Source organism: Pseudomonas sp. AO-1, from assembly GCF_019775695.1.
Lineage (GTDB): Bacteria > Pseudomonadota > Gammaproteobacteria > Pseudomonadales > Pseudomonadaceae > Aquipseudomonas > Aquipseudomonas parakoreensis.
In genome coordinates this window covers 2,428,337-2,440,446 of the sequence record NZ_CP079947.1, presented here as the reverse complement: position 1 = coordinate 2,440,446, position 12,110 = coordinate 2,428,337, and the positions used below count along the sequence as shown (strand labels likewise).

The 12,110-nt window shown below is 52.7% G+C and carries 7 protein-coding genes; 4 read left to right on the top strand and 3 right to left on the bottom strand.

Annotation, left to right across the window (positions count from 1 at the left end; translation table 11 throughout):
• Positions 1-2 precede the first annotated feature (2 nt).
• The 4 genes from KVQ82_RS11375 to KVQ82_RS11360 all read left to right on the top strand — a co-directional run bounded on the left by KVQ82_RS11375 (position 3) and on the right by KVQ82_RS11360 (position 4,362).
• The gene (locus KVQ82_RS11375; RefSeq protein WP_222018886.1) at positions 3-239 is read left to right on the top strand and encodes a hypothetical protein; all 237 of its coding nucleotides are present in this window, start codon (positions 3-5) and stop codon (positions 237-239) included.
• Between the two features lie 74 nt (positions 240-313).
• Complete coding sequence (locus KVQ82_RS11370) at positions 314-1,378, top strand: hypothetical protein (protein ID WP_222018885.1); 1,065 nt, start codon at positions 314-316, stop codon at positions 1,376-1,378.
• Positions 1,379-1,381: 3 nt separating this feature from the next.
• Positions 1,382-2,596, top strand: coding sequence for a hypothetical protein (locus KVQ82_RS11365; RefSeq protein ID WP_222018884.1), 1,215 nt, complete (start codon positions 1,382-1,384; stop codon positions 2,594-2,596).
• On the top strand, positions 2,581-4,362 hold the full coding sequence (locus KVQ82_RS11360; protein WP_222018883.1) for an Hsp70 family protein: 1,782 nt from the start codon (positions 2,581-2,583) through the stop codon (positions 4,360-4,362). The genes KVQ82_RS11365 and KVQ82_RS11360 overlap by 16 nt, the downstream gene beginning before the upstream one ends.
• A gap of 229 nt (positions 4,363-4,591) precedes the next feature.
• Here KVQ82_RS11360 and KVQ82_RS11355 read toward each other — a convergent pair whose 3' ends face one another.
• Genes KVQ82_RS11355 through KVQ82_RS11345 form a run of 3 tightly spaced genes read right to left on the bottom strand, consistent with a single transcriptional unit; the run spans position 4,592 to position 12,090 of the window.
• Complete coding sequence (locus tag KVQ82_RS11355; protein ID WP_222018882.1) at positions 4,592-7,633, bottom strand: type I restriction endonuclease subunit R; 3,042 nt, start codon at positions 7,631-7,633, stop codon at positions 4,592-4,594.
• The gene (locus KVQ82_RS11350; protein ID WP_260688085.1) at positions 7,633-11,478 is read right to left on the bottom strand and encodes an ATP-dependent RecD-like DNA helicase; all 3,846 of its coding nucleotides are present in this window, start codon (positions 11,476-11,478) and stop codon (positions 7,633-7,635) included. The genes KVQ82_RS11355 and KVQ82_RS11350 overlap by 1 nt, the downstream gene beginning before the upstream one ends.
• Before the next feature lie 9 nt (positions 11,479-11,487).
• On the bottom strand, positions 11,488-12,090 hold the full coding sequence (locus tag KVQ82_RS11345) for a hypothetical protein (RefSeq protein WP_222018881.1): 603 nt from the start codon (positions 12,088-12,090) through the stop codon (positions 11,488-11,490).
• Positions 12,091-12,110: the final 20 nt, after the last annotated feature.

Here is a 12,110-nt window from a genome sequence, read left to right as displayed (position 1 = left end):
TTATGGCCACACCGTCCGATAGACTGCTCTTGGCTGATGCCAGGGCGGTCATCGGCACGGTGAGTGAACACTTATTTTTTTTTGTCGTGATCAAGCAGTTTTACTTAGCCTCGGCTGTAGCCAAAACGATGGCTGCCATCCACAAAGTCCTTGGTAGCCGACTTGCAGAGGTAGTTAGACTGCGTGATATTGCCTTCCTCGATGCTGGCCAGAACCACAAAGTGCACACCGTGCAGTAGATAGTAAGCGATTGCCCCGTTGTGGTTCTCCAGCGAAACTAGCTCCGTTCACATGGATTGAGTGGAAAATAACGATGCCAACAGTTGGCTGGATACAAGAAACCGGATTGGACAGGTACTGGGAAACCGGGAGTCCGCTGGATTTTTCAGCCGTGCCCGTCAGCTACCCGTGCCGCCACTGCGACTTGTCCTTTGACTCCATCTCGCAGCGAGATACGCATGAGATAGAGCACCCAATACAGAATCCAACCTTGTATTTTCAGGACAAGGACATTGCAGGAAAATACTTAAGAATCACCTCCCCCATCAAGTCTGGCGACCTTGCTGCTCGCAATGTAAGCAACCTGGCCATCAACGGCGTTGGCGGGCAGACAGTGGACACTCTGTTTGAACGCATACAAGGTGTACAGAAAGCCTACGTCGATGTCAGCTATGGCAATTCTGCACTGCAGAAAACGCTGAAAATCGAGGTGTGCATTGCGGATAAGCAGGAGCTGAATAACGTCGACCAGGCATTCGCTCTGTACTTCTCCAAGGACGACTTCACCAGCAGTGATATTGCTGCGTTTATTGACAACGTAAAGCAGTACAGGACTGTCACCGAGTACATCAATGGGCTGGTGCGCTATTTGCACGGCGTAATGGCTAAGGACCGGCGTTCGGGCACAACGCCCTTTGAAGACTTTGATCTTCGCTTCAACCAAGCCTTGCAGTCTTTGCAGGAATACCGCACCAGCCTTTCCATGGCTATAAGGGTTGTAATCCGATTCAACAGGAATGATTTCAGTACCCTGCAAATATGCGGTCTGCCTGAAATAGAAGCGGCCATGCAGTTCTTCAGAGGGGGGCAATATGCATCCTCTGGGCTGGTCGACAGCAGTGTCAGAATGCCGGTGGACTTCTCGACGGAGTTCAGTCTGAAGGAGCTACTGGGTAGCTATCAAAAGGCTTCGCTTCAGGATATGGAGCAGCAGATAGGGGCCCTGTCGGCAAACAACCTGTCGCTGCAGGACAGAAGTAAATTTGACTACATCTGTTACAGAAAGGCAGCCGAGCAAGATGATGTTTCCGGGATGGATAAATATCGAAGAAAACTCAGGTTTGACGATGTGTTCAATACGCTTATTGGAGAGCAATGACAGATGACTGGCATTGAGAATGAAATTACCGAACCCAAACCGGACGATATAAAAAAACGTAAACAGAGCAAGGCAAAGACCACAGCTGAAGCAAAATCTGTTGAGCAGATTCTCTCCGACGTTTTTGCAATAACGACGGATAAAGATCAGAACATCAAGCCGGCAAGCATCAGCAAGACTGACCTGAAATCGCTGGCGGCCTCTGAGCAAGATGTGGGCCTAAGCAATGAGCTTGCCGATCGGATCACTACCTCTGCCTGCAAGACTGATCCGGAACTTAAGTGTCTTTCACTCATCACCTTGGCAGCCGTCAAGTGCCAGCACGACGTGCAGCGAAATGATTTGCTGCGTTTCTGTATACGCCTGGCAAGTTCGCTATGGATTCAGCGCCACCTTGGGTCATTCGACCTTTACCGGGACATCATGGACGCAGATAAGGGGCTGGACAGCGCTCCGCTGACCTTTCTGCGCAACTCCATCACCGAGCTATACCGCAAGCGAATTGAGTTTGTCGCAAGCAGGGCAAAAGAGAATACAAGCCATAAATCCACCAATGCCGAGGTAATAGAGCCTACAGCACTCGATACCCTATCTAAAAAAGAGTTGGAGGCCCAGAGGGACAATATTTTGTTGATAGGCGCGCTGTGGCTGATGGCCCAGGGCAAGGCGGATCCCAACGCGGCTATCGAGTTTTTTTCAAATTTACTGAAAGAGCAAACGTCACGCATCCAGAGCAACCGTGCGATTGCGGTCTTTCTTGCAGAGCAATACGCCAATCAGGAAAGCCTGCTGGCCGACACCATTGACTACTTCAAAAAACAGTTCACCGAACTGGCCGACCAGCGCAAACTCTTGCAGTGGAAACAGCATGCTCAAGAGCTTGAGCTGAACAAGCTGCAAGCCGCGGTCAGGGATCAGCATTCGGCGATCGCTGACAGGGATCAGAAAATTGCTCGATTGCTGGCCGAAACTGAGCAGCTGAAACAAGCGCTGCAAGAGCAGCAGCTAGATGAGCGGGCCACAAGAACACACCTGCGTGACAATGCTGGACAGGCTAAGGGCAAGGCATTCAATCTGCTATCTGAAGATGTTCTTGAGCCATTGAAACTGTCCTTGGCAGCCTTGCAGCGTGAAAAGCCTAAGACAGAAGTTGCCGCACATCACATTGAGTTGGCAGTGGAAAACATTGAAAGGGAAATCAAATGGTTCAGCGAGTAGGCATTGACTTCGGCACCACCAACAGTCTCATTTCGGTGATTACACGTGCTAGTCGAGCAAAGTCATTCGACGATACTCAGCGCCCACATCCTTCAGTTGTGCGCTATGAAGGTGAACAGGTTATCTGCGGAAAGAAAGCACGGGACAAGCTGGAGAAGCTGGGTACTGGCGTGCTGGGCAACACGGTACGCGGTCCAAAAAAGCTGCTTGGTAATGAGCATATCAACGTCGATGGACGGGTCATGACACCGGTAGAGGTCATTGCCGACTACATCAAATACCTGGTCGCACATGCTCGCGATAACGATATTGATCAGATTGCAGATCTGACCCGCGCCGTAGTAACCATCCCGGTTGCGTTAGACGGGCGGGGCAGGCAAGCACTGCGCGAAGCAATGCTCAGTGCTGGCGTATACGTTGAAACCTTCGTGCACGAGCCATTGGCTGCTCTATATGGCTATTTTAAGGACCAGCCTGATGCTCAGGACGTACTTGCATATTACGACGGCAAGATGGTCTTGGTTTTTGATTGGGGTGGCGGAACGCTGGACCTGACTCTGTGCAAAATAGTCAATGGTTCCATTGTTCAGGTGCTTAACCGCGGTAACAACCTGGTGGGTGGTGATTATCTGGATGACGCCATTCTCAATCATGTCACCGACGAGCATGCACGTAAATTTGGCTGGAGCGCTGAAAGCAAGCTACCGGTCAATCCGGGGATGCGTGCGAAGCTAATCACCCAGTGCGAGCAGGCAAAAATCACGCTGTCCACGCGCGAAAAAACCAATATATTTCTTCCCGATTATTTTCAGGGTACAGATGAAGAGGCTGAAATTGATGTCTGGTTGAGCAGGGAGGATCTGGAAAAAATTTGCACTCGCCTGATCAATCAGGGCATCAATGAAATTGATAGCTTGCTGGCTGCCGACAATGCTGATGTAGATCCACAGACGCTTGCGCTGTGTCTTGCGACCGGCGGCATGGTCAATATGCCGCTGATCAAAAACAAGCTTACCGAAATCTTTGGTGTTTCCTCCCTGCACATCTCCGAGAAGGGTGACCGGATTATTTCGGAAGGCGCAGCATGGATTGCGCATGACAATCTTGAGTTGGCACTGGCAAAGCCGTTTGAACTGGTTGAAGCCAGAAACTCGCTGCTAACGGTGATTCATGAAGGCACTCGCTTGCCGCAACGGGGTGAGTCAATCCAGAGGCAGCAATCTATGTATTGCTCCGACCCCAGGGACAGCAAGGCCATTTTTACCTTCAAGCGCCCCCAGATGGTTCAGAAGTCAGCTGCAGCCGATCCCCGTACCACCTATGGCAGCCTAGTTGTTGAATTGAATCCGGACTTCCCACCACTCGAGGAACGTATTCAGCTCACGGTAACCATAGATGACAACCTGATTTTGCATGCCCACGCCATTGCCGAGGACTGCAGGGAGCCTACCGAGGCGGAATACTATGATCTTGAGTTTGCTCTGGTTGTGAGAAAGCAGGCTGACGATTCAGGCGAAAAAAAAAACCGCTTAAGACTGTCCGTTAACAACAGCGCCCCCAAAGAGTTGCTTGTTCGCGCCAACGTCACCAACGACAAGGAGCGCTGGGATACAGTTCCGGGTGAGTTGCTGAAGGAATACAACGACCAAAATATCTATCTGCGAAAGCCTATGACTACGGTGCAAGGCGAGGAATACGTCCGCTATCAGCCATGCTCGATGTGTGGAGCGAAATGGATGGAGAAGTGCTGCTCCTCTGAGGCGTAACTTCATAGGACGCGACCAGTTCCTGCACCAGCTCGGCATCGGTGCTGACGTGCTAGATGCTCTGTTTCTTCACTTGGCATTGTCCGGTAACGCGGCGATTCGCCGCGTGCTCAGTTTCTCTTCAGGCCGCCCCTTCAAATGGCCGAGTACGGCTTTTGCCAGGTTAAATACCTTACAAACCCAATGCGCCTCGCGCTGCGATTTGCACGGAAATGCTCTTCAATGGCCTTCATTTACCATCATTTCCAGCCAACTTGACTTGCTGATAAACGGCCCGCATCAAGTGGCTGGCAGCGATATTTCTGAACGCGTCATCATTCATAAGGCGAACAAAAATTTCTTCGTTACCATCCATGCGCTCAACAAATAGGTTTTCAAGCTGCTTATTGAATACTGGTTCGAAATTTTCAATGCTGTTGGCCATGACCGCCTGCCGCAACTGTTCGTTGGCCACAGCAGTTTCGCGGACTTGGTCAAAGAAAAGCTGGTCGGCAGGGGTGAACTCTGTCCCGAAGCGCTCATTGAGCTTGCCAATTAAGGTTGATAGCTGCACATCCTCGTCGGCTTGACCAGTGCCCACATCCGTCGCCCCCTCGAGCGCGTCGGCCTCGCCTGCGTTCAAGTCGATTGCCCCTTCGCTGATCTTTTGGAGACGGTAGTACTTAAGCTCAACTTCATCGTCGATCTGAACTGTCCGGTTGTCCGTCGTACGCGGCAGTTTGGTCAGCAGAAAACGGGCATAGGTGTAAAGTTTCTCGTGATCGGAGTCCTGGTAAGTAACAATCTGAGAGACAAAGCTGTACAGATTGCGGAAGCTGACCAACTGGCCCTTGAACAGGTTTTGATCTTCTTCTCCGAGCTTCTTGAAGCGCTCAATTGCTAGATCGAGCAGGCCATTCAATTTCTTGTGTTCACCGCCGGTAGGGTTGAGGCGGTTGCGAAACCAAATTTCACACCAGGCACTGACTTCCGCACTGCTAAAGACTTTCCATCCCGCAAGCGTATGAGCCAACGTGTTGAGCTGTTGCGGGTCGGTATCGTCGCCTTTGTCCGTCGCCTCGTAATACGGCTTAAATGCGGTGTAGATTTCGGCTGGCTCGTTAACAAAGTCAAGTACGAAAGTATCGGTCTTGCCTCGGGTCGTGCGATTGAGCCGCGATAGGGTCTGTACCGCCTGGATGCCAGACAAGCGCTTGTCGACGTACATGCTGTGTAACAATGGCTGGTCAAAGCCTGTCTGGTACTTCTCTGCCACTAGTAATACTTGGTACTCCTCGGTGTTGAATTTTTCCGGCAGCTCGGTTTCCTTGATGCCGGAATTCATGCTTACTTCAGTGAATTTTTTGTCGGCAAACTCTTTGAGCGTGATCTCGCCCGAAAAAGCCACCAGTGATTTCACATCGGTGTATCCCTTGCCTTTGATGTATTTATCAAAACCCAGTTTGTAGCGCACCGCGTGCTCACGGGATCCGGTCACCACCATTGCTTTGGCACGACCGCCGATCTTATGGCGGGTATGGGTGCGGAAATGTTCGACGATGACTTCGACCTTCTGGGCGATCTCGTAATCGTGAAACTCAACAAACCGCGCAAGCTCAAGAGCGGCCTTGCGGCGCGGCACTTCTGGATCAGCCTCGACCTTTTGGATCAGTTTGTAGTAGCGCTTGTAGCAGGTGTAGTGCGCCAGCACATCGTGAATGAAACCTTCCTCAATGGCCTGCCGCATGCTGTATTGATGGAACGGCGCTTTACCATCAGGACCGGGTTCGTTGAAAACGGCCAGCGTTTTGAACTTCGGCGTTGCCGTAAAGGCAAAGAAACTCAGATTGGGTTGCTTGGCACGCTTGAGTTGCTCCCGCAGCAGTTCTTTCTTCGCATCCTCACTCAGCGCGTCGTCATCCATATCGAGCAACTGCTCGGCGACGGCTGATTCGATACCATCGCGGTTCAGTATTTTGCGTAGCTCCATCGCAGTTTCACCGCTCTGCGAACTGTGCGCCTCGTCCACGATGACTGCGAAGCGCTTGCCGGCTGTCGAGATAGCAATGCCCTTCCCGTTGGTCTCCATCGTGCGGATGGCCTGGGTAATGAAGGGGAACTTCTGAATGGTGGAGATGATGATTGGTACCCCATCAGCCAGCGCCTTCGCCAGTTGCTGGGTGTTTTCGTCAATCTTCTGCACCACCCCCAGCTTGTGCTCGAACTGGAAAATGGTGTCTTGCAGCTGCTGGTCAAGCACACGCCGATCCGTAATCACCACCACCGAATGAAATATCTTCTCGTTGTTGTCGTCGTGCAGACTGGATAGCCGGTGCGCCAGCCACGCAATCGAATTCGATTTGCCGGAACCAGCAGAATGCTGGATCAAGTAGTTATGCCCCGAACCGTGTGCTTGCGCGTGTTCGGTTAGGGCCCGCACGGCGTCCAACTGATGGTAGCGCGGAAAGATCATCGATTCTTTGCGGTGGCGCTTTATACCTTTCTCCGTGACGACCGTCTTTTCTTCTACATCCAAGTGGATGAAGCGGGCCAGGATATCCATCAAGCTGTCCCGAGTCAGCACCTTGCGCCAAAGGTAATTGGTACGCACGTCGCCTGCCGCTGGCGGGTTGCCTGCGCCGTAACCTTGTCCCAGGTTGAAGGGCAGGAAAAATGTGTCCTTTCCTTCCAGCTTGGTGGTCATGAACACCAGCTCGGTATCCACCGCGAAATGCACAACGCAACGCTGCTTGAAGGCAAATAGCAGCTCCCTCGGGTCGCGCTCAAACCGATACTGATACTTCGCGTTTTCCACGTTCCAATGCGTGGCCGACATCGAATTTTTCAGCTCCAGCGTCGCCACCGGCAAACCATTCACAGCCAAGACCACGTCAGGGATTGCACCACTCTTGGTGTTTACTTGTCGCACAATAGTCAAACGGTTGTCGTCGTAACGCTCTGTCGCTGAAGGGTCTAGCTGGGTGTTGGGCGCAAAGTAGGCCAGACGCACCGTCTTGCCCACACACTTAAAGCCCTCACGCAAAATCGCCAGAACTCCTTTGGCGGCGAGCTCCTTCACCAAGCTATCCAGGAGCATCGCCGGAGCCTTAGTCGCATCCAGTTGAGTCAGGCGCGTCCAGATCTTGGGCTGAGTCCTCTGCACAAAGGCGACGACATCATTCGGAAAAAGCGAGGTTTCCGGGTCGTAGGTGTTTGGGTCACCTTTCTCATAGCCACCGTTGTTAATCAGCGTGTGCTCGATGTCATTCTCGAAATCAATTTCTTTGTGCATCAGACACGTCCAAGAATCAGATTAATGTTTGCAACGATTGCATTGAGATCCAGCCCAGTCCCCTCCCGCTCCTCGGTAACCAATAACGTTCCACTTCTGCCGTCATCTTCAATTGGCCATGGCGGTGGAAAGATCTGCGCCTTGCGATAGGCAGCTTCCTTGCGCTCCCATCGTTTCTTGTACTCGTCGTCCGAGAGCATTCCGTTGTGCTCCCAGTACCAGACCGTGCCGGCGTCTTCGTCGCGAATCGTGAAGTCAGGGAAGCGCTCAACACCATCCAGAACCAGTGACTGCTCATACTGGTACTTGATGCCTGCTGCCCTCAATTTGTCTGCGATGATCCATTCAGACTTTGAGCGAACTAGGTCGCCGTTTTCTGTCAGGTAAATCAGCCTTTCATCCAAGAAGACCGACTTATTCCGCACCTTGACCTCCACCGGCGCAGACGGTGAAAAGAGGTTCGTCATCCGCCTGTTGATTTCCGATGCGGTTTCTTGACTGTAGTGCATCAGCTCCCTGAAGTCCCCCTGATGCAAGATGATGATCTTGTCCCTCTGCCGCGTCAGCGCGGTGTAGAGCATCTCGCGTGTCAGGTTGCGACAGGGGTTCGGAACCACCACGAAGGTCTTACCGAACTCGCTTCCCTGCGTCTTATGTACGGTCAAGGCGTAGGCAAGCTCAAGCGGCGGCGTACCTTCCTGCGAGTCGAACTCCCAAGGCTTGTACTTGTAGGAGATCCCGGGTTGTGATGCCAACTCAACTTCGATTTCGTAGGGCGACCAATTTTTGGCTTTGGTCTTCCGGTGCCCAGTGACAATGCCTATGTCGCCATTCGCAACGTAGGTGTCGTCCCTCTCCGGATAGGTCTCACGCCTGCTCTTGTTGACGACGTTGATGACCTTGTCCCCATAAATGATTCCTTCAGGGCCCGCAGGGCTTGGGATCTTCCTCTGCCAACCCGTTTGCGCGGCCATTTTGAGGAACGACTTCCTGAACTGTTGCTGCAGGGCACGGTTGATGGCGGTAACACCTGCTTGGTATTGCTTGATCGGCGAAAGAATTTGCCACGCCTCAGCCTTCTTGGATGCTCCTGGGCGATCCATATACTGGGTATTGAAGAAGACAGTTGAGCCGCCCTCGTACTCCGAGTAAACGCCGCCAAGGGAGACCTCGAAGGCCACTTCATCATTGATCGACTCCAGCTTTAGCTCAGTCTTCAACTCATCGAGCAGCAGCTGGTGGAGCTGATCTGGCTTGTTCCACCGAACCAACTTTACGAATTTCGATTTCCCGGCTGCCACGGTTTGCCAGATTTCGTCTGCACCAGCATCGAGCGGTCGACCGCTGAAAGTTTGTGCAAGCAACACATCCTCGCGCACAACGCCCTCCTCGGCTCCTTGACGCATCGTCACGGTCAGCTCTGCAAAGCAGGCAGCAACGCGGGTGCTGAGGCTCTCTAAATTCGCTGGTTTCAGGAAATTGACGATATCCACATAAGGACGGCCCGCACCGATTGGCGGCAACTGCTTCGGGTCACCCACCAGTACCAGCCTGTCCACACCCTCTACCGCATCCAACAAGGCCGCAAGCTGTTCTTCGGTCAGCATCGAGCATTCATCAATGATGACTGTTCCATGCACCGCCGAGCGTTGGGCGACCTCATTAACATAGTACCGCCCCGTCTTACCGTCGTATCGATCCAGCCCATTCAAAAACTGCGCAACGGTTTTTCCTTGACCAGTCATACCGCTTGTGAATTCCAATCTCACACGGGCCTTGCCCGTCGGCGCCAACAGCAGAATGCCCCTATCTTTCACGCTCTCAATGCTGCAGAGCGCCTTGAGCAAAGTACTCTTACCCGTCCCAGCGGCTCCCATAAGTACTGAGACCCCAGATTTGTAGAGCACCTCCAGCGCTGCCGACTTCTCCTGACGGGCGGCAAGATCACGCCTACTCGGCTTCGTTTTAGAGGCTTCCTTGTCCCTCGTTGCGTCAATCGCTACGTCAACCAGTGCTGCCCAGTCGTGCTGCCCTGGATTTGCCCGACGTGACTTGCGCTTGCTGATCTTGGACCTAATCAATGTCGACGTCTCGACGTAGCGATCCAACTGGAAGGCCTCAAGCCCGTCTTCAATCTGAACGCTCTCAATCTTAGGCTCTAGACAATCTTCCATAATCGAAAGTGTATCTATGTCCAGAGGGCACTCTGGTTGAAGCGCTCGGTCCCGTATCCGCTGAACCATCCAAGTTGCCATCAGATAGGTGTGCCCCTCAGTACGGGCCGCTTCTTCCAGTGTCAGAAGCATTGCCGCGCGCACACGACGCTCGTCGATGGCTTCACGTACTAGGCTTGGCTCGGGCAATGGGAAGGCCATACGGATGGACTCCGGAGGGAAGACACCACGATCAACGATTTCAAATGCGACAGGATCGGCTTGCAACCGATCATCCTCATATACCAAATAGGGATTTGCCAGTATCGCTGCGTCGCTCTGATCGATCTCGGCCTTCTCACGCTCAGTCGGCTGATACCAGCGCAATGCTTGTGCATCCGAGAGATTAAAACGAGCTAGCAGCATCAGTAGTTCACGCCGCTCTGGTTGCAGTTTCTCCCACTTCTTTCGCAGGGTGTCACCGATCCCGTCGCGCAGGTAGCCAGGCAGGCTTTCTGGCTTGTTGAGTACATCCGCCAAGGCGAGCCAGGGGTTGAACTGTTTGTCGCCCTGGCTAGCCAAGTACCAAGCCAACAGGTTGCCATGTTGGAATCCGAAGGCGTTCAAGGCGGCACCCAATCCGGGAAAGGCACCACGCACTTCCCAGAGTCGGTTCAGCTCCGCATCAATCCATGCCAGATGTTCGCACCAGGGCTCGTCTGCCAAATGCTGACGCATCGCCTTGATGGCCTTCTCGATGGACAGCAGAGATGAGATAGCACCGTCATGCGCCAGATGCTCGGTGCCGTAGGAGTAGCTACCAAAGTACTCATTCGGCGCGTATGCCGTGCAAGCGGCAAGGTCAATAGATTCGTCTGCTTCAGCTGCTTGCAGCAGTTGCTGATACGGCAGTAAGAAGCCGTCCGAGTCCTTTGGGCGGATCGAATGCTCGATATTCCGCTCCCAGAGGTACCCACTGATGTTGTCCTTCGGCTTCTGCCCACTCACGTAGTGGTATTCGATCGGTGCGCTAACCGACTTGACCCGACCCACTCCGATGATCACCCGGCGAGCATCGTCCACCATAGGCGTGCGCTTGGCGTAGAAGAACACCAGCGACTCATTCGGCTGAGCGACGCTAAAGAACGTATCCAGAATGATTCGCTGATTGGTACCTTCTTGAACCCAAGTCTTCTTGTCCTTTTCCCACCCTTTGTTCACGGTAAGATCCGGCTCGCGCTCCGCCTGGTACCCCATCTGTAGGGTGTCCTTCAGGCTACCGACGCCCCACTTCTTATTGCCTTCTACCTGCTCGCGCAACATCCAACGAAACGGGATGCCTGCGACCGAGTACGGACGGATTGTGTACGGCGTTTCCGCAAAATGTCCGTGGGTGGTTTTGGCACTTTCTGTATAGGGATGCTTCTTTTGCATCGAGAGCGGAAACTTCGCCATGAAGGTGCCATGCTCATCAACGCAGGGCGGATGCTGTGAGCGATCTAGATGTTCAATGCTCCCCCCCGCATGCAGCGTTTCGAAGACATCATCGCGACCGGTCGCGATTCGCGGCAGCACAATGCAGCTGGTGTTCGCAGTGCAGGTTTGACAGAAGGTGCCCTTCCAGCCGAAGTCGTGCCAAGGCACCCGAATGGTTAGATGTTGAACAGGCAGACTGCGGGCACCTTGAATCATTTTTACCCCTTATCGAATAGTTTCTATGTTGCTATTTTCTAAGTCTGCTAAGGACATGCCATTTAAATCGGCGTAGCGATAGTGGCGAATTGTGTGATCGCGCTGAAGGTATTTGCCGGCTGCATCCAGATAGGGACTGGGGTCCGGATGGTTGCTCAGCACATACTTAGTAGCATGGATAGCGCTGCGCTTAGTCGTGTAAGCTTTGATCGTAGCATGCAATGCTTTGAGCCAATCCACACTGGCCTGCAACTGATCCGGAACATCGTGCGGGATGCTCTCAGACTTGAATTCCAAGCAATACACGTACAACTTGTTTTTGCGCAAATTGAACACTACAAAGTCGCAGCGCTTCGACCATGGCTTGGCGGTATCATCCAGAAAGTGAAACAATGGTAGCGAGGAACCATTCTTCTTGGTATCCAGCTTGATTACCAAGGTCTCCCCCGCGGTCAGCAAACTCACCTTATATTCAATGGGCTTACTGCCACTTTGGCCGAACACTCTCTCTTTCAATACAACCTCAGTGGCGCTAGCTTGGGGCTCGCCGTAATGGCCGGTATTCAAATAAGACTTTAGGCAATTAAAGTATCCCTGTGCATTCAATGCCATTTGACATGACCTCCCACCAT